General features: G+C 68.8%; 18 protein-coding genes and 1 tRNA gene. 8 read left to right on the top strand and 11 right to left on the bottom strand.

Going from position 1 to position 20,520, the window contains the following annotated elements:
- Window position 1: 1 nt before the first annotated feature.
- Entirely contained in the window at window positions 2-2,410 is a 2,409-nt protein-coding gene (locus AMYBE_RS0135045; protein WP_051125032.1) for an endonuclease/exonuclease/phosphatase family protein, read from the bottom strand.
- 216 nt (window positions 2,411-2,626) lie between these two features.
- On the opposite strand from AMYBE_RS0135045, the gene AMYBE_RS0135040 reads away from it, so the two are divergent.
- On the top strand, window positions 2,627-3,643 hold the full coding sequence (locus tag AMYBE_RS0135040; protein WP_027928341.1) for a CapA family protein: 1,017 nt from the start codon (window positions 2,627-2,629) through the stop codon (window positions 3,641-3,643).
- Between the two features lie 489 nt (window positions 3,644-4,132).
- On the opposite strand, the gene AMYBE_RS0135035 is transcribed toward AMYBE_RS0135040, so the two are convergent.
- Entirely contained in the window at window positions 4,133-5,047 is a 915-nt protein-coding gene (locus AMYBE_RS0135035) for a TauD/TfdA dioxygenase family protein (RefSeq protein WP_020664060.1), read from the bottom strand.
- A gap of 291 nt (window positions 5,048-5,338) precedes the next feature.
- Between AMYBE_RS0135035 and AMYBE_RS42920 the strand changes: the two genes are divergently transcribed.
- The gene (locus AMYBE_RS42920; RefSeq protein WP_020664059.1) at window positions 5,339-5,632 is read left to right on the top strand and encodes a hypothetical protein; all 294 of its coding nucleotides are present in this window, start codon (window positions 5,339-5,341) and stop codon (window positions 5,630-5,632) included.
- On the top strand, window positions 5,632-6,195 hold the full coding sequence (locus tag AMYBE_RS0135025) for a hypothetical protein (protein ID WP_020664058.1): 564 nt from the start codon (window positions 5,632-5,634) through the stop codon (window positions 6,193-6,195). Before AMYBE_RS42920 ends, AMYBE_RS0135025 begins: the two co-directional genes overlap by 1 nt.
- Here AMYBE_RS0135025 and AMYBE_RS42915 read toward each other — a convergent pair.
- The 5 genes from AMYBE_RS42915 to AMYBE_RS0135000 all read right to left on the bottom strand — a co-directional run bounded on the left by AMYBE_RS42915 (window position 6,119) and on the right by AMYBE_RS0135000 (window position 9,506).
- A complete protein-coding gene (locus AMYBE_RS42915; protein WP_020664057.1) occupies window positions 6,119-7,381 on the bottom strand; it encodes an MFS transporter in 1,263 nt (420 codons plus the stop codon). The genes AMYBE_RS0135025 and AMYBE_RS42915 overlap by 77 nt on opposite strands.
- Before the next feature lie 44 nt (window positions 7,382-7,425).
- The gene (locus AMYBE_RS0135015; protein WP_020664056.1) at window positions 7,426-8,223 is read right to left on the bottom strand and encodes an SAM-dependent methyltransferase; all 798 of its coding nucleotides are present in this window, start codon (window positions 8,221-8,223) and stop codon (window positions 7,426-7,428) included.
- 197 nt (window positions 8,224-8,420) lie between these two features.
- A tRNA-Ser gene (locus AMYBE_RS0135010) sits at window positions 8,421-8,507 on the bottom strand.
- Between the two features lie 52 nt (window positions 8,508-8,559).
- Window positions 8,560-9,000 carry a nucleoside deaminase gene (locus tag AMYBE_RS0135005; protein ID WP_020664055.1) on the bottom strand — a complete coding sequence of 147 codons (441 nt, stop codon included), beginning with the start codon at window positions 8,998-9,000 and terminating at the stop codon, window positions 8,560-8,562.
- 23 nt (window positions 9,001-9,023) lie between these two features.
- Window positions 9,024-9,506 (bottom strand): tRNA adenosine deaminase-associated protein, encoded by a 483-nt coding sequence (locus tag AMYBE_RS0135000; RefSeq protein WP_020664054.1) that lies wholly within the window; start codon window positions 9,504-9,506, stop codon window positions 9,024-9,026.
- A 76-nt stretch (window positions 9,507-9,582) separates the two neighbouring features.
- Between AMYBE_RS0135000 and AMYBE_RS0134995 the strand changes: the two genes are divergently transcribed.
- Window positions 9,583-10,815, top strand: coding sequence for a M20 metallopeptidase family protein (locus AMYBE_RS0134995; RefSeq protein ID WP_020664053.1), 1,233 nt, complete (start codon window positions 9,583-9,585; stop codon window positions 10,813-10,815).
- Here AMYBE_RS0134995 and AMYBE_RS0134990 read toward each other — a convergent pair whose 3' ends face one another.
- The gene (locus AMYBE_RS0134990; RefSeq protein WP_020664052.1) at window positions 10,816-11,523 is read right to left on the bottom strand and encodes a class I SAM-dependent methyltransferase; all 708 of its coding nucleotides are present in this window, start codon (window positions 11,521-11,523) and stop codon (window positions 10,816-10,818) included.
- Window positions 11,524-11,669: 146 nt separating this feature from the next.
- On the opposite strand from AMYBE_RS0134990, the gene AMYBE_RS0134985 reads away from it, so the two are divergent.
- The 3 genes from AMYBE_RS0134985 (at window position 11,670) to AMYBE_RS42910 (ending at window position 15,277) form a co-directional block, all read left to right on the top strand.
- Complete coding sequence (locus tag AMYBE_RS0134985; protein ID WP_020664051.1) at window positions 11,670-12,572, top strand: dihydrodipicolinate synthase family protein; 903 nt, start codon at window positions 11,670-11,672, stop codon at window positions 12,570-12,572.
- Window positions 12,573-12,744: 172 nt separating this feature from the next.
- Window positions 12,745-14,079 (top strand): diaminopimelate decarboxylase, encoded by a 1,335-nt coding sequence (gene lysA, locus AMYBE_RS0134980; RefSeq protein WP_020664050.1) that lies wholly within the window; start codon window positions 12,745-12,747, stop codon window positions 14,077-14,079.
- Between the two features lie 46 nt (window positions 14,080-14,125).
- A complete protein-coding gene (locus AMYBE_RS42910; RefSeq protein WP_020664049.1) occupies window positions 14,126-15,277 on the top strand; it encodes a serine hydrolase domain-containing protein in 1,152 nt (383 codons plus the stop codon).
- 4 nt (window positions 15,278-15,281) lie between these two features.
- On the opposite strand, the gene AMYBE_RS0134970 is transcribed toward AMYBE_RS42910, so the two are convergent.
- Window positions 15,282-16,814: an APC family permease gene (locus AMYBE_RS0134970; protein ID WP_020664048.1), complete on the bottom strand. Its 1,533-nt coding sequence runs from the start codon at window positions 16,812-16,814 to the stop codon at window positions 15,282-15,284.
- A gap of 191 nt (window positions 16,815-17,005) precedes the next feature.
- Between AMYBE_RS0134970 and AMYBE_RS0134965 the strand changes: the two genes are divergently transcribed.
- Complete coding sequence (locus AMYBE_RS0134965; protein WP_020664047.1) at window positions 17,006-17,503, top strand: Lrp/AsnC family transcriptional regulator; 498 nt, start codon at window positions 17,006-17,008, stop codon at window positions 17,501-17,503.
- 528 nt (window positions 17,504-18,031) lie between these two features.
- On the opposite strand, the gene AMYBE_RS0134960 is transcribed toward AMYBE_RS0134965, so the two are convergent.
- Both AMYBE_RS0134960 and AMYBE_RS0134955 read right to left on the bottom strand, forming a co-directional pair.
- On the bottom strand, window positions 18,032-19,861 hold the full coding sequence (locus tag AMYBE_RS0134960; RefSeq protein WP_020664046.1) for a LamG-like jellyroll fold domain-containing protein: 1,830 nt from the start codon (window positions 19,859-19,861) through the stop codon (window positions 18,032-18,034).
- A gap of 125 nt (window positions 19,862-19,986) precedes the next feature.
- Window positions 19,987-20,457 carry a DUF6328 family protein gene (locus AMYBE_RS0134955; protein WP_027928338.1) on the bottom strand — a complete coding sequence of 157 codons (471 nt, stop codon included), beginning with the start codon at window positions 20,455-20,457 and terminating at the stop codon, window positions 19,987-19,989.
- Between the last annotated feature and the right edge of the window lie 63 nt (window positions 20,458-20,520).

The following is a 20,520-nucleotide window of genomic DNA, read 5'->3' as shown; positions in this document are numbered from 1 at the left end:
GCTATGCCGTGCGGCCCAGGAACTTGTCGAGCTGGTCCAGCAGGTCGTAACCCCAGTCCTGCAGCGCGTTCCCGCTCGACGGGCGGAACCGCACCACCTGCGGGTCGTGGTCGCTCGCCTGGTCGGCGAACTCCGCGTTGATGTGCACCACGTCGTAATCGACGCCGCGCGGGGCGGCCGAGGCCAGGATGTGGTCCAGCACCTGCGACTGACCCTCGAACACGTAGCTGTACCGCTCAGCCGGCGGCAGTGTCGAGATGAGGTCCTTCAGCTGCCCGCCCGCGGTCAGCTTCGCCAGCGCGGGCGAGAACTGGTAGTCGTTCAGGTCGCCGGCGACCACGACGTTGGCGCGCGGGTCCGCGGTGAGCAGCTGCGACACGAATCCCTGCAGCACAGTCGCCTGCTTTTGGCGCTGTACCTCGGAGCTGCGCGTCGGCGGCTGGTAGCGGCCGTGCGTCGGCTGGTCGCCGCCCTTGGAGTTGAAGTGGTTGGCGATCACGAACACGGTGCGGCCGCGGAACACGAACTCTCCGGCCAGCGGCTTGCGGCTGTCCTGCCACGCGTCGTTGCCCGGGTCGACCCGGCCAGGCGACTGCGTCAGGTGCGCCTTGCCGTGGTCGGACAGCACGCCGACCGACGCTGTCGGGCTGCCGCCCGGCCGGTCCACGAAGGACACCCGAGCCGGGTTGAACAGGAAACCGACCCGGATGTTGCCGCCCGGCTGGCCGCCGTCCTTGTCGTTGACCGGGTCGATCTGCCGCCACTGGTAGCGCGGGCCACCGGCGGCGACGATCGCGTCGGTGAACTTCTTCAGCGTCGCGTCGGCGTCCACAACGCCGTCGTTGGTCGCCCCGTCGTTGTCCTGAATCTCTTCCAGCGTAACGACATCCGGCGTCGCGAGGTTGTCGACGATGCCGTGCGCGAGCTGCGCGTACTTGGTGTCCGAATCGGACGGCGCGAGATTCTCGACGTTGTAGGTCGCCACCGACAGCTCGCCGGGCCGCTGCTTGCGAGTGGTTTCCCGCTGCAGCTTGTTGTCCTTCGCCGCACCGAGCTTGGTCGCGAGCAGCGTGTAGCCGCCGTAGCTGCTGTACTCCACCGGACCCGAAGTGACGCCGGTCAGGACGTCGCCGGTGTTGACCTTCGGGGCCGCCTGCTCGGCGGATGGGATGATCGACTGTACCTTCAGCACCCCGGTGTTGACCTTGTCGTAGCCGAGGTACACAGTGCCGCCGCGCGGCGTCGGGTTCTGGTTCGGCTTCGTCGTCACATACAGCTCGCCGTACTTGTTGCTCGGGCCGACCACGCGCGCGTCGGAGATCTGGACGATCTCGCTTTCGTGCGATTCCCAGAAGTCCAGCGCGTACTTCGACGGCTCCAGCGGCAGCGGTTCGATATTGCCGCCCGCGTTCGGGGCCAGCACATCCGGCACCTGGTCCGCGGTCAGCACGGTCGGGGCGGGCAGCGGGTTCCCGTGCGAGCCGACCGTCCACTGTGCACTGGCCAGCTCGGTCAGCGACTGATAGTTGGAAGTCGCCGGCGCGTCCGGGTAGTACTCCTTGACCGTGCCCTGCGCGGTGATCGCGTCGCCGGCGGCCACCGCCGGGGTGGTGGAGCCGGTGAACACGAACAGGCCCTCGCTGGTACGCGGGTCGCTGTCCGGCTTCGGGTCGGTCATCCAGAACCCGCGCGCCGAGCCGAAGCCACGCACCGCGGTGACGATGCCGGTGACGTCCTCGACTTTTTTGTCCTTGTACGGCGAGATCCGCGTGGTGCCCTGGATGCCGTGGATCTTCGCGGGCAGGCCCGGTTCGCCGGGCTGGGTGCCGGTGGTCTCGCCCTTGGTGTTGGTGGGCGTCGGGTCGCCGACCGTGAAGTCCGCGGCGTTGTCGTCGGTGTCGGCGAGCGAGGCGGCGCGGGCGACCGAGGTCGAGTTGCCCGGTGCGGCCGCCGAATTGCCCTCGCGAACAACGGCTCCGCCGAAGCCGACCAGATCCCTGACCCGGCTGTCAGCCGCGCAGTCCGCGGCAGTCTTGCAGGTCAGCGGCGCACTGTCGGACACGAGCGCGACCGTGCCGGCGGTCGCCGCCATCGCGATCGTCCCGGTCGCGTCCGGGGTCGGCAGTGCGACCGTGCCGCCGCTGCCCTTCGCCTCGGCGATCAGGTAGCGGCCGTTGGGCGCGACCGAACCAGTCAGCTTCGTGACCTGCCAGGTGCTCGACGCGCTCGCGGAGGCGGGCAGGTACTGGATGCTGTAGCCGTCGAGCGCGAGCGCGGTGCTGCCGCGGTTGGCGAGTTCGACGAAGTCGTTGGTCAGCGTGGCACCCGAATTGCCGCCGCCGCCGTAAACCTCCGCGATCAGCGCGTCCGCGCTCGGCGCCGCCGATGCGGGGACAGCGCCGCCCAGCATCAGCGCGACAGCGGACACCGCGATCGCACCCTTGGTCAATGTTCTTCCACCGGTGCTGCGGCCCCCAGTGGAACGACGGGATATGGTCACCCTCAGTCCCCTCTACAAGTCAACGGTCGAGGCATCGTCCCCCGAACAAGCGACGCAGAGGAAGACGAACGGGCAACGATTCGTGACTAGCTGGCGGGATTTCCTCCTTTGGACGGGTTGACGCGATTGATCACTCTTGTTCTCGGTGGCGATGTCAACCTGCAGGGCCGGGCGGACCCGGACGCCGCGTTTCGCCCGCTGACCTCGCTGCTCACCGGTGCCGACGTGCGGTTCGTAAACCTGGAAGGGCCGCTGTCCGGTTCGAATGGCCTGGACATCCCGCACAAGCCGAACTGGCGGCACTCCTCGCCGGAGATGGTCGCCGCGCTGACCGCCGCCGAGATCGACGTGGTCTCGGTGGCCAACAACGTGACCTATCCGCCGGCCGCCGCGATGGCCAGTCTCGGCGTACTGGACCGGGCCGGGATCGCGCACTGCGGAGCGGGCGCGAACCTCGCCGAGGCGCACGCACCGGCGATCCTCGAACGCAACGGCAGCCGGATCGCTTTCCTCGCCTACACGTCGCTGTGCTGGCCGGTGGGGCAGGAAGCGCTGGCTGACTCTCCCGGCGTCGCCGCCGCGGGCGCGCACACGTCGTACCAACCGGATCCGCGGGTGCTGGACGTCCCCGGCCGCCCTCCGCGTGTGCGCACCACGCCGGTGCCCGCCGACCTGGAACTCCTGATCGCCGACATCCGCCGGGCTCGCGCCGAAGCCGACCACGTCGCGGTGTCCATGCACTGGGGCTTCGCCGGTGAGGAACTGGCCGAGTACCAGGTGACCTACGCGCACGCGATCATCGAGGCGGGCGCGGATCTGGTCGTCGGCCACGGCCCGCATACCGTGCAGGCGGTGGAGGTCTACCGCGGCCGTCCGATCTTCTACAGCCTGGGCAACCTGGTCTTCGACTGGCCCGCGATGCGCGGCCGGCATCTGGACGGACTGCTCGTCGGCTGCGCGCTCGGCGAGCGGATCCGGGTCGAATTGGTGCCAGTTCGCCGCGACGAAGACAACGAATGCGTACCGTTGACCGGAGCCGAAGCCGATGAGGCGCTGAGCCGGGTCGCCCGCCTCTCCGCGCAGCGCGACACGAAGGTGACGGTGCGCGACGGCATCGCTACGGTGGAGGGACTCCGCGGCTAGCTCGTCCTCGCCGGCGTCACCCGGACGGCGCATCTGCCTTAAATGCAGCTCAAGACCGGGGTCAGCCGGTACCCGGCGGGAGTACTTTACCGATGAGCACAGCGAATGTGGCCTAGACCACTTTCGCACCGCTCACGGGTCGCACCGCGTGGGGAGAGGCGACACGGTCACATGGGGGTTGACCGTGATCGAATGCGCGCCGGTGCCACCACCGGGAAGAAGCCGCGGGCGCGGGAATTTCCGCATTCACCCGCGACCGCGGCTCCACGGTTTTGCCCCGGGGAACGCCTCGCGAGTGGCGGGGCAGGCACCGCCTTGCCCGCGCGGGGAGCGCGGAAGGGAGGAAGGCGGAGCGCCTCGCCACTCGCGAGCAGGTTTTGCGTCCACTGAGGACAGCTCACGGAAAACCCGGACTCGCTCCATGAGCCCCGTGCTGGGCTCGTCGCCGGAATCCAAATCCCGCGAGTGCCCTTCAGCGCACGGAGCTGCTCAGCAGGGTCGATCCCCTACGATCGCGACGCGTTCGGCGATCCGGACGTGCGGGTGATAGTCGTTCACCGCGTAGTGCTGGGTCGCCCGATTGTCCCAGAACGCGACCGAATCCCGCTCCCAGCGGAAACGCACCTGGAACTCCGGCGTATGCGCCTGCAGGAACAGATACCGCAGCAGCCGGTCGCTCTCCGCACGCGCCAGGCCGACGATGTGCGTGGTGAATGCCTGGTTCACGAACAGCGTGCGCCGCCCGGTCTCCGGATGCGTGCGCACCACCGGGTGCTCGACCGGCGGGTACGCGTCCTGCCAGCCGGCCAGCAGCTCCGGGTCGGTGAACCGGGCGAAGCCGGGAACGAAGTCGTGCACCGCGGTCAGCCCGTCGATCCGCGCGCGGACCTCGGCGGGCAGGTTGTCGTACGCGGCGGCCATGTCCGCCCACATCGTGTCGCCGCCGATCGGCGGGACCTCGACCAGCCGCAGCACCGAGCCGAGCGCCGGGTTCGGCCGCCAGGTGACGTCGGTGTGCCAGATGTTTTCGTACCCGGGCATCCCGGCGGTGCGGGTAAACCGCACGACCTGGTCGTGCTCGCCCTGCGGGATGAACGGGTTGGTCTCCAGCTCGCCCCAGTTCGCGGCGAACGCGCGCTGCTGCTGCGAGGTGATGCGCTGGTCGCGGAAGAACAGCACCTTCCACTCCAGCAGTGCGCGGTTGAGTTCCTCCCGCAGCCGCGGCGTGACCGGCTCGGCGAGGTCGACCCCGGACAGCTCGGCCCCGATGAGCCGGCCGAGCGGGCGAAGGCGAAAAAGTTCGTAGGGCCGGTCGTCTCGGTCGGGAAGGACCCGCGGTCCTTCGAATATTCCGTCGTCCGGCGTGGTGGCTGAGCGCAGGCGGGCAGGCAAGCCCACAGACATGGCGGTACTCCCGGGAAAGAGGCGGATGGGGCGGTGGAATCGCCTACGCGGGAGGAGAGCCGAGCCGGCCGCGGCGCAGCAGCAGGGCGGCGATGCCCTCGTTGGTGCTGCGTGCTTCCCGGATCCCTGGCATAGCGCTGATTGTGCGCACCCGCGTGCTCACGGTCAAGGATCGCCATGATGTGGAATCGTGCCCACCCGGCCGAGTGACCGGTGCCGCCCCGATGGGGTTAGATCTGGTGCAGAGGGTGCTGAGCCGCGGTTCGCGCCCTCCCGGAAGCGGAGGTCCCGATGGCAGGTTCGACGAGCGAGCGGCTCACCGCCGCCGCGGATGCGCTCGACCGGGCGGCTGTCGACGCGGACCAGGCAGCGGGCCGGTTCGCACAGGCGCGGCTGGAGTCGACGCCGTGGGGAATTTCCGCGCCCGCCCGGGAAATCGCCGCCCAGTGGGAGGCCGCGCTGGCCGCCCGGGACGTCGACGCCCGGATGCTCGGCGATGCCACGTCCGAACTCGCCGGGCTGCTGCGGATCGCCGCGCAGCGCTGCCACCAGCCGCCGACGATCGCGACGGCGCTGCTCAGTTGATGCCGTTCCTGCACCCGGCGCTGGACAAGGCGGCCGCCGGGCTGGCGTCGTTGGGCACCGCTGCCGCTGGGATCCGTGCCCCGGACCCGATCGCCGCGCTGCGCCAGCTGGACTGTTCGCCGCAGTCCATCCGCGAATCCGCCCGCACCCTCTCCAGCGGCCGCGACGTGCTCGTGATGGCCCGGCTGGAGTTCGAGCGCGGCGCGCACCGCGCGGAACGCAAGTGGGGCGGCGAGCCGGCCGCCCAGTTCCGGGGCAGCGCCGACGAACTCGACGCGCACTACCGGCAGGCCGCCGAAGCCGCCGCCCGCACCGCCGCGGTCGGCTTCGATCTGGCTGAACTGCTGGACCGGCTGGCGAATCAGACCTCCGCACAAGTGCTGCGGATCGCCGAGGCCGCCGCACCGGCCATCGAGGCGTCGCTGACCGGCGACCGATCGGCCGACCAGGCGGTGCGGGAGGCGTGCGCCGCCATCGCCGAGGCAGTCACCCGCGGACTCGCCGCGATCGGCGAAGCGACGACGTTCCTGGAGCCGTTCGGAGTCCCGGTTCTGCCGGAGTGAACAGCAGGAACGGAACGCTGAGCAGGCACAACACAGCCACCGCGCCAATCGCGATCCGCGTCCCGGCGAGCGCCGCCACCGCGCCTCCGGCCGCGATGAACAGCGGCCACGCCAGCCGTCCTCCGACCGACCACGCGCCGACCACCCGCGCCATCATGTCCGGCCGGGTGACGTCCATCCGGTGCGCGCCGAACAGCGGGTTGAAGATCCCGGCGGCGAACAGCAGACAGGTGTCGCAGGTCAGGAAGACCAGCATCCCCCAGGGGCCGGGACCGACGAACGGGATCGGCAGCAGCCACGGCGTCCGCCCGAGGCCCGCCCAGAACAGCGTCCGGCGCGGCCCGAACCGGTTCGACAAGCGCGGCGCGAGCCACGAGCCCGCCACGCCGCCGAGGCACGGCAGGCCGACCAGCAGGCCGTACTGCCACGGCCGGTAACCCAGTTCGTCCAGCATGAACACGACTTCCAACGGCGACGCGGCCAGCACCGCAGCCCCGAACAGCACCGCGTTGCCGAACAACAGCGCCAGCTCGCGGTGGCCGAGCAGGTACCGCCAACCGGCGACCAGGTCCGGCCCGATCCGACCGGCCCCGCCCCGCTCTGGTGGCGGCGGTTCCGGCCACTGGATCGACCGGACGAAAAGCGCCGACGCCACATAGGAAATCGCGTCGCACAGCATGGTCAGGCCAGGCCCGGCGGCGGACACGAGCAGCCCGCCGAGCGGCGGTCCGCCCGCGTTGACGAGCCAGTTGGCGGATTCGAGCTGGCTTGCCGCCGCCGTGCGCTGGTCCTTCGCGACCAGCGCACGCAGGTGCGCACCAGCCGCCGCGGTGAACGTGACCAGCGCGACCGTCGACACCACGCTCACCGCGTATAACTGCGGCAAAGTGACCATATTCAACGCAATCGTGAGCGGAACGCTTGCCAGCGCCAGAAATCGCAACACATCCGCGGCCATCATCACTGGCCGTTTCGCCCGGAACTCCACCGCCGCGCCGACCGGCAGCGAAAGCAACGCTCCAGCGAGCCGCGGTGCCGCGGCAAGCAACGACACCTGTGCCGCGTCGGCGTGCAGCACCAGAATCGCGACCAGCGGGATCGCCCCGGTCCCGATCGCACTGCCCGCCGTACTGGTTGTGGCGGCCCACCACAGCTTGCGAAAATCCGGCCCGAGTCCCCCACCCATCCGGCTTACCCTAGTGGGCAGAACTCGTTATGGAGAAAGGACTTCTACCCCAACCGGGTGGCGGAGACGAAACCGCCGCGGGTGATCTCCAAGGGTTCCCGGCCATAGTTGACCGCCAGCTCCGCGACGGTGACCGTCTCCGGCGCCCAGCCGTGCGCGGTCAGCCATTCCGGGGCGTCGCCGCCAAGACCGCCGCGCCACAACGCGGTAACCGCGCAGCCGATGTCGCGCGCCTTCTCCAGCAGACCGTCCTGGTCGCCGTCCGGCCGATGTTCGAACGAGATCCGACTGCCCAGTGCGGACAATTCCGTGATCGTCGTGAGCAACCGCTCCGCCTCCTCCCGGCTGAGGTAGACGAGCAGCCCTTCGGCGAGCCACACCGTCGGCTGTTCCCGGTCGAATCCGGCTTCGGTCAACGCGGCCGCCCAGTCGCCGCGCAGATCCGCCGGAACCTCCGTGCGCGCACACCGGGGCCGCGCGCCCTGCTTGGCCAGCACGGAATCCTTGAACGCCAGCACTTCCGGCAGATCGACCTCGAACACCCGCGCACCGTCCGGCCAGTCGAGCCGGAACGCGCGAGCGTCGAGCCCAGCCGCGATGAGCACGGTCTGCCTCCCGCCCGCGACGAAATCGTCGAAGAACCGGGTGCGGACCGCGACCTGCTGAGCGAACACCACACCGAGGCCGCGCTGCCGCTCCTGATCACCGGCGAGCACGTCGCGGCCGGCGTCGAGGAAAGCGCCGGCATAGGGATCGTCGAACAATCGGTCCGGCCGGCTGCTCTCCAACGCGCGCAGTGCCGCGACCCCGACTGCGGTCTTGCCGACTGGCGGAAGATTCATGAACCCCAGCGTAGGACCGTCACCAATGCTTCGGCATCGCTTCTTGGACCGCCTCGACCCAGCTGCGGGATCGCGTCGGCGGATCCGGTGCCAAAAAACACCAGCCGCGCGTAGAGGTACAAAGGTGCTCCTCCGGGGACGCCGGAGGAAGAACGAACGAACCCCGGCTGGAGTGCCCAGCCGGGGTTCGTCGCGAGCGGTGGCGGTGGGATTTGAACCCACGGACGGGATTAACCGTCACACGATTTCGAGTCGTGCTCCTTCGGCCGCTCGGACACGCCACCGCCGAGAACAATACCGGACCCCCCTCCCGGCTCGCGGCGGGGGTGCGCCGGGCTAGCCCTCGGCCTGCCTGCGGTCCGCGAAGTACGCCTCGAGCAGGGCCGCGCACTCCTCCTCGAGCACGCCGCCGCTGACTTCCGGACGATGGTTGAGCCGCCGGTCGCGCACGACGTCCCAGAGCGACGACACCGCGCCCGTCTTCGGCTCCCATGCCCCGAACACCAGCCGGCTGATGCGGGCGAGGACGAGCGCGCCGGCGCACATCGTGCACGGCTCCACGGTGACCGCGAGCGTGCAGCCTTCGAGCCGCCAGCCGTCGCCGAACTCGCGGGCCGCCGCGCGCAGCGCGAGGATCTCCGCGTGCGCCGTCGGGTCGGCCAGCTCGACCCGCGCGTTGCGGGCCGCGGCGAGCGGGCGGCCATCCGGGTCGAAGACGACCGCGCCGATGGGCACGTCGGCACCGGGGGCGCGGGCCGCGTTCAATGCGGCCCGCACGGCCTCGGTGTCGTCCGGCCGTCTCAGAGCGTATCCAGCAGTTTCGAGTACTCGGCGTCGAAGCCGCAGCGCTGGGCGATCATCTGGAGCTGTTCGTCCGGGTACAGGTCGACCTCGCCGACGATCACCTCCAGCTCCCCGCCCGGCAGGCCGAGGTCGGCCAGGATGTCGAGGTCGCCCTCCGGCCACACCGCGTCGTCGTCCTCGTCCGGGGGATCGACGCGCAGCACGTCGAGGACATCCGCCGCGATGTCGTAGTCGAGCGCCGCCGCGGCGTCCGACAGCAACAGCGAGGGTCCCCGAGGGCTGGGCCGGACGATCACGAAGAACTCGTCGTCGACGGCCAACAGGCCGAATGCCGCCCCGGTCGAGCGGAGTTTCCCCAGCTCGGTGATCGCCGCGTCCAATTCCGTAAGCGCCGAGGAATCAAGCGCACTGCACCGCCACCGACCGTCCTCACGGACCACCGCTATCGCGAAGCCCGTGACCGGCTCTTGCACCGCCATGCGCACACCGTATTCCGCCTCGCGGAGGAACGCACGCACGGTGCGCCTGAAGCGTGCGAGGTGCCACTATCGAGCCATGACCGGACCCACCGATCTCCCCACCCTGCCCGGCCAGCGACACGCCGGGCTGCTCGACGCCGCACGGCAGCTGCAAGACCGCACCGTGGAGCTTCGCCGCACCGTGCATCGGCACCCTGAGCAGGGCCTGCAGCTGCCGAAGACCCAAGCCGCGATCCGCGCCGCACTGGCCGATCTGCCGATCGAACTGACCGACGGCCGCACCACCACGGCGCTCACCGGCGTACTCCACGGCTCCCGTCCAGGCCCGGCGGTGCTGTTGCGCGCCGATATGGACGCGCTGCCGCTCGACGAGGACACCGGACTGGAGTTCGCGTCCGAAGTCGACGGTTCGATGCACGCCTGCGGGCACGACACGCACGTCGCGATGCTCGCCTCGGCGGCCCGGCTGCTCGCATCCCGGGTGGACGATCTCGCCGGCTCCGTAGTGTTCATGTTCCAGCCGGGCGAAGAGGGTTACCACGGCGCACGGCACATGATCCACGAAGGAGTGCTGGACGCGGCTGGCACGCGCGTGACGAGCGCCTTCGGCCTGCACACGATCGCCAACAGCCCGAGCGGCGTCCTGCAGGTGCGGCCCGGCCCGATGATGGCGTCGGCGGACACGTTCAGCGTCGAGGTCACCGGCCGCGGCGGCCATGGCGCCGCCCCGCACGACGCGATCGACCCGGTGCCCGCCGCCGCGGCGATGGTCGGCGCGCTGCAGACGATGGTGTCCCGCCGAATTAGCGTGTTCGACCCGGCGGTGGTCTCGGTGACCCGCATCGCGGCCGGCACGACGACGAACATCATCCCGGAGACGGCGGTGCTCGAGGGGACCATTCGCACCTTGTCGGACGCGACGCGAGCGTTCGTGCGCGAGGAACTGCCGAAGGTCTGCGAGGCGGTCGCGGCGGCGCACGGGTGCCGGGTGTCGGCCGGAGTGGACCCGGGGTACCCGCCGACCGTGAACGACGCGGCGGTGGCCGCGCGCGTGCTGTCGCTCGGCGCGGAGCTGCTGGGGGCGGAGAACGTCGAGGAATTGTCCGCGCCGATCATGGGAGCGGAAGATTTTTCCTATGTGCTGCAAAGGGTTCCGGGCGCGTTCGCATTCCTTGGCGCGCGCGAGCCAGGCGCGGATCCGGCGACGACCGAGGACAACCACTCCAACCGGGTCCGTTTCCACGAACCGGCGATGGCGGCTGGCGTGGCGATGTACGCGGCGTTCGCTTTGGACGCGCTGCGGGGCTGATCACCTGGCGAGGAAAACCAATTCGCGACCAGGCCGGTCAGCGGCATCTCGGACGTCCAGCACCCGGTAGCCCTGCTCGTGCAGGCTGACAACGATCTCGTCCTGGCTTCGGAATCGGATCGTGGAATCCGAAGCCAGGATGGTGTTGTCGGTTAGAAAGGTGTACCGGAAGCGGAACGAGACCAGTGGGAGCCGCACCTCGGTGACTTCGCGGCGTTCCTCCACCTCACCGACCCCGGGCACGTCGAGGACGCGGACGGACTCACCCCAGCTTTCCCAGGCGCGGAACTCCGGCCGGCGGGTCTCGAACACCAGATGTCCGCCGGGCCGCAGCGCCGCCCGGATTCCGCGCAGCGTGGCGGCCCATTCCTCGTCGGTCAGGAACACCTGTGCGACGTTCCCGGTCATGACGGCAAGGTCTGCGTCCAGCTCGGGCAAAGTCGTCGCGTCTCCGTGCCGCCAAGTCACCCGGGCGTCTTTGGCCCGCGCTACGGCGAGCGACGCCTCCGCTGGATCCACCGCTACGACAGTGCGCCCGGACTCGGCCAGCAGGACTGCCAGGCAGCCCGTTCCGCAGCCGACGTCCAGCACCTTGCAGGCCCCCAACTCGTCCGCGATGCGGAGGTACGCGGCCAGGTCTCGGCGATCGCCGTCGAACGCGTCGTAGATCCGCGCTAGTCGAGGGTGAGCGAAGATCGCGTCCGGCATCCGCCCAGATTATCCCGCGCGCCCAGCTTCCACCTGCCGTTTTCTCCGGCATCAGGACACTCATCCGATAAAGCGGGACAAGTGTCCTGGCGCCTCGTGTTACCCTCCACCTCGTCGAGACATCATATATCAGATCGGATCTGCTCGTGGCCTTCGAGAAACAGCGCCGGCGACTCGCCGGCGTGGTAGCGATCCCGGTAACCCCGTTCACCGCAGCCGGCGACGTGGACGCCGAGACCTACGAGCGGCTCGTCGAACGGCTCGTGTTGAACGGCGTCGAGGTCGTCACTCCGAACGGCAACACCGGCGAGTTCTACGCGCTCGAAGAACAAGAGACGCGACAGTGCCTCGAACTCACCACGAAGGCCGCACGCGAAGCGAGCGTGCTCGCTGGCGTCGGACATGACGTGCGTACGGCTGCGAAGGCGGCGAAGCACGCGAGTGCCAACGGTGCGGACATGGTGATGATCCACCAGCCAGTGCATCCGTACGTGTCGCGCGCGGGCTGGATCGACTACCACCGCGCTATAGCGGACGAAGTGCCCGATCTCGGGGTCGTCCTGTACGTGCGCAACCCCGCCATCGAAGGCGAAGACCTGGCGCAGCTCGCCGAGGCAGCGCCGAACGTCATCGGCGTGAAGTACGCCGTGCCGGACCCAGTGCGCTTCCGCACTGTCGCGCGAGACGCTGGGTACGAGCGCTTCGTCTGGATCGCGGGCCTCGCCGAACTGTCCGCCCCTGGTTACTTCGCCGTCGGCGCGACCGGTTTCACGTCCGGCCTGGTGAACGTCGCCCCGCGACTCTCGCTCGACTTCTTCCGCCGCCTGCGCAGCCACGATTTCGCCGGCGCGATGGAGATCTGGGATCGGATCCGTCCGTTCGAGCAGATGCGCGCCGCGGAAAGCAACGCGAACAACGTCAGCGTGGTCAAGGACGCGCTTTCTCAGCTCGGCCTGTGCCGCCCCGACGTCCGGCCGCCGAGCCGGTTGCTGACCGCCGCCGAGCGGGAGCGGTTGCACGACATCGTGTCTTGCTGGGGACTCGACTGACGCCTCCCGAAAGACCAGCTCAACCGGCGTGTGGCCGAGGTTACTCGCGCGTTAAGAACGCATCAGCAGTACCGGCGGAAGCGTCAGGGGGACGTTTCTGGGGCGTTCCGGGCACACGGCGGCGCCGTGTGCTGGCGATGTTCGGCACGATCGACATCGCCCGGAGGTAACCGTGACGCTCAGCGAGCTGCTCCCGAGTCTCGGCTGCGAGGCCGCCGACCATCTCGAACCGGGCCTGTGGCCGCAAGGCACGACACTCGGCGAAGGTGGCGAGCTCCTCTTCGCCGGCGCGCCGGTCAGCCACCTGGCCGCGCGCTTCGGCACACCTGCCTACCTCCTCGATGAGGCACAGGTGCGCGAGACCGCGCGTGCGTACCGTCGCGCACTGCCGGAAGCAGACGTCGCATTCGCGAGCAAGGCGCTCTGTACGCGCGCAGTATTGCGCTGGGTCGCCGAAGAAGGACTGTCGCTCGACACTTGCTCGGCAGGCGAGATCGCCGTCGCGCGCGCCGTCGGCTTCCCTGCGGAGCGCATTCTGCTGCACGGCAATGCGAAGACACCTGAAGACCTGAAGGCCGCCCTCGAGTACGGCGTCGACCGCATCGTGCTCGACTCGCTGGACGAAGTCGAACAGCTCGGCGCGCTCGCACAAGGCGCGCAGCGCGTCCTGATTCGCGTGACGCCTGGCGTAAGCGGCAACACGCACGCTGCGATCACTACCGGCACCGAAGGGCAGAAGTTCGGCTTCTCGCTGCGCGCCGACGTACGCGACAACGTCGACCGTGCTGTCGCGGCGGTACTTTCACAGCCAAGCCTGCGACTGAGCGGCCTGCACTGCCACATCGGGTCGCAAGTGTCGCGCGTGGACCGTTACGAAGAAGCCGCGCGTCGGATGGTCGAAGTCCTTGTCCGCGTACGCGATCAGTACGGCATCACCTTGCGCGAGCTAGACCTCGGAGGTGGGCACGCCGTCCCGTACGTCGACCGTGATGCGTCCTTCGACCTAGGCGGCTACGCGCGACGGCTACGCGTCGCGCTCGGGTACGAATGCTCTTCGCACGATTTTCCCCTGCCGCGACTGATAATCGAACCCGGCCGCGCGATCGTAGGACCGGCCGGGATCACCGTGTACCGCGTATGCGCGGTCAAACGTGGCGCGCGCACTTTCGTCGCTGTCGATGGCGGCATGAGCGATAACCCGCGCCCGGGGTTGTACGGCGCGCGCTATACCGCGCGTCTCGTTGGCCGTCGCACGAAGGCAGCGCGTACGCCGATGACAGTGGTCGGCCGACACTGCGAGTCCGGCGATGTCCTCGCAGACGTCTGTCTTCCCGACGACATCCACGTAGGTGATCTGCTGGCCGTTCCGTGCACTGGCGCATACCACCATTCCCTTGCCTCGAACTACAATCTGGTCGGGCGTCCCCCTTTGGTAGGAGTCCGAAACGGGCACGCGACGCTCCTTGTCCCCCGAGAGACTGAAGAAGATCTTTTGCGCCGCTGTTAGCGTTACGCTTGTTGCGAGAGTTCGCCCGCACTCGGGAGGAAAACCCATGAAACTTCGCAAAGTGTTGCGCAGCAAGGTAATTGCCATCTTCATGACGGCCGCGACGACACTGTCCGCCGGCGTCGCCGTGGCCGCGCCGGGAAGCGCGCTCGCTTCCGGACTGGCCAAACTGACTGGCCCGGACGGGGTCATCGGCGCGATCGGCATGGCACGCAAAGGAAACGACGCGGAGTACGCCAGATCAGGGTTCGGCGACTACTTCGCCAAGGCTCCGCCCGATCCGCACGCGAAGTTCCGGATCGGCAGCAATACCAAGGCCTTCGTCAGCGTCGTACTGCTCCAGCTGGAAGCCGAACGCAAGCTGTCCTTGAACGACACCGTCGACAAATGGCTGCCCGGTGTCGTCGCGAAGAACGGCAACGACGGCACCAAGATCACCCTCCGGCAACTGCTCAACCACACCAGCGGCCTGCCGGACTACCTCGCCGGCCAGTTCGCTCAGGGCTACTCCGCCAACCTGAACCCGAATGAACCGTACGTACCACGGCACCTGGTCAACGCCGCCCTGGCGAACAAGCCGACCGCTGCACCCGGCACCGCCTGGCACTACTCGAACACCAACTACGTGCTGGCCGGAATGGTGATCCAGGCGGCCACCGGAAACCCGCCTGCCGTCGAGGTCGCGCACCGCATCATCACCCCGCTCGGACTGTCCGACACCACGTTCCCGACCAGTGACCCGACACTGCCGGCACCGCGGCTCAACGGCTACTTCCACGTGCACGGCTCGACATCGCCGGTCCGCGACGTCACCTCGTCCAACGTGCAGACCACCGGTTCCGCCGGCGCCATGGTGTCCACTGTAGATGATCTGGCGGACTTCGAACGCGCACTGTTCGCCGGCAAGCTGCTGCCGCCGGCACAACAAGAGGAGCTGGAGACGACCGTGCCGATGGGCCACGACCCCGCGGCCGGCCGATACGGTCTCGGCGTCGGCCAGACGCAGACCCCGTGCGGCCCGGTCTGGACGCACACCGGGGCCGTGCTCGGCTACGAAAGCACCTGGCTCAGCAGCCCGGACGGCGAGCGCCAGGTGGTCGTCGCGGACAACGAATACAGCCTGACGCTCAACCCGGCCGTAACGGAGGATCTGTTCGCGCAGCCGGTGGCCGCCTACTGCGCGCTGCCGAAGACGTAAGGAACTACCGGTAGCTCTCGATCACCTCGCCGTCGCGCGCGACCACGCCGCGCGTCAGGCGACGTCCCGCGAAGAAGTCACGGCACACGCGTTGCGCCGCGAACATCAACGGGAACCCGACGAGGATCGCCACGACCCCAATCACCGCGACGCCACCGATGCCGAACACAGTCGTCTCCCCGGCATCCGGCTTCGCGTACGCGATGACGGCGAGCACGAGGATCGCCAAGAAGAACATTCCGCCGGCGAAGGGCAGCAGTCCACGCATCACGAAGTTCCGCACGCTGGAAAGCAGCGTCCGGCGAAACACCCAGACGCACGCGAGCGCCGTCACCGTGAACTCGATCGCGATCGTCAGTCCGACCGCGTCCACCGAATCCGCCAGCACGTTCTTGCTCCACAACGCCAGCAGTACGTAGAGCAGGAGCGACAGCAGCCCGAACACCCAGGTAGTCACGGAAGGCGTCTGGTATTTCGGGTGCACCTTGGCGAACACCTTCGGCAGCGCGCCGTGCGTTGCCATGGACAGCGTGGTGCGCGCGGCGGGCATGATCGTCGCCTGGCTGGTGGCCGCGCCGGAGGTCAGAACCGACACGATCATCAACAACCCGATGACCTTGCCGAACCCGGATGTCCCGAACACCGCGCCGCCCAGTCCGGCCAGCACGTCCTCCGCGTTCGCCTCGTTGGCCAGCCCGATCCCCTGGCTGCCGACCCCGGCGAACGCGAGTGCCGCGACGGTCACCAGAAGGTAATTGAGCACCAGCAGGACGGTCGAGAGGATAGCGGCCCGCCCCGGCGCGTGCCGCGGGTCCGTCGACTCCTCGTTCACCGACAGCGAGCTCTCCCAGCCCCAGTAGATGAAGACCGCCAGCAGCACCGCCGAAACCGCTGGCCCGAGGCCGACTCCGCTCGGCCAGAGCCAGTCCCAGCTCGGTTTGGCGGATTGCAGGCCCGCAGTGCCGTGGTAGACGTGCGAGAGGGCGACGACGGAGAAGATCACCAGGACGGCGAGTTCGATGCCGAGGAGGATCCACTGGACACGGGCGGAGACCTCGATGCCGCGATAGCAGAGCCAGCACAGCGCGAGCAGCCACGCGCCCCCGATCGCGGTCGTCACCGCCCGGTCGTTCGCCAAGTCGTCCAAGCCGAACAGCAGGAGGGTGTACCGGCCGGTCAGCGCGGACTGGCTGCTCATCACCAGCAGCTGCGCGACCAGCACGACCCACCCGGTCATCCAGCCGACCCGGCTGCCGAACGCCCGGGTGGCCCAGGTGAAGTTGGTCCCGCAGTCCGGTTCGGCGGCGTTCAGCTCGCGGAACGCGAACGCCACGAACAGCACCGGCACGAACGACAGCAGAACGAAAGCGGCTGCCTTGAACCCGGTTCCGGCAAGCACGATGAACCCGAGCGTCGCGGCGATCGAATAGGCGGGGGCGGTCGACGACATGCCGATGACCGTCGACGACACCATGCCCAGTGCGTGCGAACGGAGCCCCTTGGCCGGCACCACAGGCGCGGCGACGGCTTCGGTCATGGAATATTCCTCCCTACTGGCGGCGGCCCGAGACCGTACCCCGCCATTGCCCGAACAGGGCATTCGGCGTGCGCGAACACACCGGCTCCGCCATCCGGCGAAGAAACCGGGAAAGGGGCTCCTGCTCTAGCGCTCGGGCCGATACGCTGCGCGTCTGACGAATCACATGCCGAAACACAGGGAGGGACGGCATGGGTGACGAAAACCGTACGAAAATCGAGGAAGCGCGTGCGCCGAGAACGCTCGACGGGACCGACCGGACGCTCATCGCGTTGTTGCAGGAAGACGGCAGGGCATCGTTCACCGCACTGGCCAAGGCGGTAGGTCTTTCGGAGGGCGCGGTACGGCAGCGGGTCCAGCGGCTGCTCCGCGAGGAAATGGTGCAGATAGTCGCCGTGACCGCACCAGAACACGTCGACCTGACGCGGAGGGCGATGGTCGGCATCACGGTGGACGGTGACGTCCGAGAGGTAGCCCAGCAACTGGCCAAGGTCGGCGACGTGCATCAGGTCGCCCTGTGCTCAGGCCGCTTCGACCTCCTGGCCGAAGTCCTGTGCCGCGACGACGACCACTTGCTGACCGTGCTGGGCGACGAGGTCCGGCCGATCGCGGGAGTGGTGTCGACGGAGTTGTTCGTGTACCTGAAGCTGGCCAAGCAGGACTACTCCTGGGGCAGGTTGACCGCCTGAACCGCAGGCCGAGCCGGGGCCGGCCCGGGCTGGCCGGGGTCTCGGCGTGCGTGCGCGACGGGCTTTCGCGGCGACCTCGGGAGTCGAATCGAGGCAAGCTTCGCGTCAGCGTGGGCCTGATTCGAGGCAGACTTCGCAACAGCGTAGGTCTGGATTCGAGGCAAGTCGGGGCCGGTCCAGGCTGCGTCCCGGACCGGCCCTGAGCCAGGTGCCGACCAGCCACACCCGGGGTTCCGACGAACCCCGATTTCGTCGATCTCGGGTTCGCGCCGAAGGCTGGCCCCGCATAGGTGCAGACCAGGGTCCACGCCGCCGGGCATGGGGCATTGGCCGGGAAGTTCCACCCGCGCCAATGCCCGCCCTCGCCATTCCGGCTGCGCCGCCTCCAACCACGTACCCGCTGTCACAATCCGACGGTTCTCACCCGACGATTAGCCCGATGGGCTCCCAGCCCCGCCTCACCAGGCCACCCCGCGCCAGCACTGCCTCGACTCGCGCCGAGCTTCCTGGTTTGGCTCCCGAGGCCGATCAGCCCAGCAGAAACTCCCGCGGTGCCAACGGCCGGTCGACGATCCGAACTTCGCCGATCTCGCCGTAGAAGCTGCGTTCCACCTTGCCGCCGTAGGACGAAGCGCCGACCAGCCAATTGCCGCCCGGGTTCGCCAGGCCGTTCGCCGGCGTCTTCGGGTTGCGCAGGAGCGGGCAGCCGTCGACGTACAGGGTGCTGCGCGAGGCGTCGTTGACGACCGCGACGTGCCACCACTTCGCCAGCGGGAGTTCGTGTCCCCAGTTGGTCGAGATTCGATCCTGGTTCAACGGGAACACTGCCCACTGCAGCTCGGCACCGTCGGAAAGGCTGAGCGTCGCGGCCGATTCGTCTGGGTCGTCGCCAGTCTTCCCGGCCATTCGGCCGCTGCCCAGCCGCGCGAAGATGCCGCACCAGCCGTGGTTGCCGTCGCGGAAGTCGTCCGGCAGGCGAATGAACGCCTCGAAGGTGTAGCCGCGCTGGAAGGTCAGGCTGTTCATCGGCGCGTTGTCGACCGTCTGCAGGTACGCACCGCGATTGGGATTGCGGGCACCGTCGAATCGGAGGCTCGCGTGCGACGGCTGACGGAGCGCGAAGTCCGCCGAGTAGGTCAGCGCGGCGGCCCCGCTGCCCGGCACGGTCACACGGCGCAGGTCGTTGCCCCTGCCAGTGAGGTCCTTGACCAGCGCGTTGTCCGGCACCGGAGTCCCTGCCCGTCCCCCCTCGAACCGCCAGTAAGCGACGGTGCCCGGCACCAGTTGCGGCTTCACCGGCCGGGCCGGCGGCACCGGAATCGGCGCGAAGCCGGCGAACCGCTGGTCGAAGTCGATGTCGATGCTGAAGTAGTCGACGTCGGTGCTGCGCTCGGCCTCGATGCGCTGCAGCTCGCTGAGATCGCGCTTGCCGTCGAGCCACGGCGAGAAGGTGCGGACGTCGATCACCCCGCGAGCGACGTCGAACTGGTACAGCCGGATCATGCCGCTGCCGCCGTAGTAGCGGTCCTGGTAGTTCGTGATGTGCAGGTGCACGTCGTGCCCGGCGGCGTTGCGCTTGACCATCCGGGCCGGCGGCCAGTAGTGCCCGTTGAGGGTGAGGAAGATCTGGTCGCTCTCGTTGACGAAGTCGTCCCAGACGTGCTGGCCGAAGTCCGACAGGAACGCCTTGCCCTGATCGTCGCCGTAGACCAGGTCGTGAATGGTCAGGATCGCGGGCAGGTGCGGATGCTGTGCGAGCACCTGCTTGGCCCACGCGAACCCGCCCGCGGACGGCCGCCAGTCCATCGCCAGCACCAGCCATTCCCGGCCGGCGGCACGGAACACGTGGTAGGTGTTGTACCCGTCCTTGGACGCGCCGCGGAACGTCGGCGAGTTCCGCTGCCGTTGCGGCCCGAACGCGTCCAGGTACGGCGTCCGGCCTCGCTGATCGTCGGTGGAGCCGTTGACGTCGTGGTTGCCCGCCAGCGTGCTGTACGGGAACCGCGCCCAGTCGAGCCGCTGGAACGACCTGCTGATGCCCGCGAACTCCTGCGCCTGCCCGTTCTGCGTGAGGTCGCCGAGATGCGCGAGAAAGACAACGTTGTCGGAACGCGCGTGCTCCAGTACATACGACAGCGAAGCGTCCACCGGAGCCGAGTCGCCCCGATCCTCGTCGAAGAGGTACTGGGTGTCCGGCATGACCGCGATCGTGAACCGCGGGCTGTCACCGTCCGGCCGTTGCGCAACCACGGGATCCGCCGCGGCGACCCCGTTCAGGCCAGGAAGAGCGGACACCGCCGCGCCCGCGCCGAGAAGGCCGGCACCACGCAGGAAGTTCCGCCGGGAAGAGTCAGTCACGAGCCAGGAAGCTACGTGGCGATCCCGACCGCTGCGGCAACGACTGCCGACGGCTTGATGAACACCTTTACTGGTATGGAGTTTTTGTCCGATGCCTGACAAACGCCGATCTGGTCATACGCCGTTCAGTGATCATCTCGTCGCAGCCGGTCGCCGGCGAGCAGCCCCGGCGCGATGAACCACAGCAGCCCGAAGAGCAGCAGCGCGAGCCCGCCGATCAGGCCCATCGCGACCGGCCCGTAGACGACCTTCGCGATGAGCCCGACGGTCACCGTGATCGCACCCGCCAAACATCCGAACCCGACCAGCACCACGCGGTTGCCGACGCGCAGGATCTCCCCCCGTTGCCCGGACCGGAACAGCACCCGGTGCCAGGCCGCAGGCGCCATCAGCAACGCCGTTGACGCGACCGTGAGCAGGACTGCCAGCAGGTGCAGCGCCTTCTCGAACCCGCTGGCTTCACGGAACGGAGTCGTGAAGACCACCGCGAGCAGAAACCCGAACAGGATCTGCACACCCGCCTGCGCGACCCGCAACTCCTGCAGCAGCTCGCCGACGTTCCGCTGCAGCATCTGGCTCCGCGTCTCGCTGCCCACCGCGACCTCCCGGCCCGTCTCCGTGTCGCTGCCCAATCCGCTGCCGCCCTCCGGCTTCGCACC

This window comes from Amycolatopsis benzoatilytica AK 16/65, from assembly GCF_000383915.1.
Taxonomy (GTDB): domain Bacteria; phylum Actinomycetota; class Actinomycetes; order Mycobacteriales; family Pseudonocardiaceae; genus Amycolatopsis; species Amycolatopsis benzoatilytica.
The sequence above is the reverse complement of the archived record's forward strand: the minus strand, read 5'-3'. Positions and strand labels throughout refer to the sequence as shown.

Excerpts from the sequence above, each read along its gene's own strand:
- AMYBE_RS0135045 (WP_051125032.1), bottom strand. The coding sequence starts at position 2,410 with ATGCTGGGCGGCGCTGTCCCCGCATCGGCGGCGCCGAGCGCGGACGCG.
- AMYBE_RS0135035 (WP_020664060.1), bottom strand. The coding sequence starts at position 5,047 with ATGTCTGTGGGCTTGCCTGCCCGCCTGCGCTCAGCCACCACGCCGGAC.
- AMYBE_RS42920 (WP_020664059.1), top strand. The coding sequence starts at position 5,339 with ATGGCAGGTTCGACGAGCGAGCGGCTCACCGCCGCCGCGGATGCGCTC.
- AMYBE_RS0135025 (WP_020664058.1), top strand. The coding sequence starts at position 5,632 with ATGCCGTTCCTGCACCCGGCGCTGGACAAGGCGGCCGCCGGGCTGGCG.
- AMYBE_RS42915 (WP_020664057.1), bottom strand. The coding sequence starts at position 7,381 with ATGGGTGGGGGACTCGGGCCGGATTTTCGCAAGCTGTGGTGGGCCGCC.
- AMYBE_RS0135015 (WP_020664056.1), bottom strand. The coding sequence starts at position 8,223 with ATGAATCTTCCGCCAGTCGGCAAGACCGCAGTCGGGGTCGCGGCACTG.
- AMYBE_RS0135000 (WP_020664054.1), bottom strand. The coding sequence starts at position 9,506 with ATGGCGGTGCAAGAGCCGGTCACGGGCTTCGCGATAGCGGTGGTCCGT.
- AMYBE_RS0134995 (WP_020664053.1), top strand. The coding sequence starts at position 9,583 with ATGACCGGACCCACCGATCTCCCCACCCTGCCCGGCCAGCGACACGCC.
- AMYBE_RS0134990 (WP_020664052.1), bottom strand. The coding sequence starts at position 11,523 with ATGCCGGACGCGATCTTCGCTCACCCTCGACTAGCGCGGATCTACGAC.
- AMYBE_RS42910 (WP_020664049.1), top strand. The coding sequence starts at position 14,126 with ATGAAACTTCGCAAAGTGTTGCGCAGCAAGGTAATTGCCATCTTCATG.
- AMYBE_RS0134970 (WP_020664048.1), bottom strand. The coding sequence starts at position 16,814 with ATGACCGAAGCCGTCGCCGCGCCTGTGGTGCCGGCCAAGGGGCTCCGT.
- AMYBE_RS0134965 (WP_020664047.1), top strand. The coding sequence starts at position 17,006 with ATGGGTGACGAAAACCGTACGAAAATCGAGGAAGCGCGTGCGCCGAGA.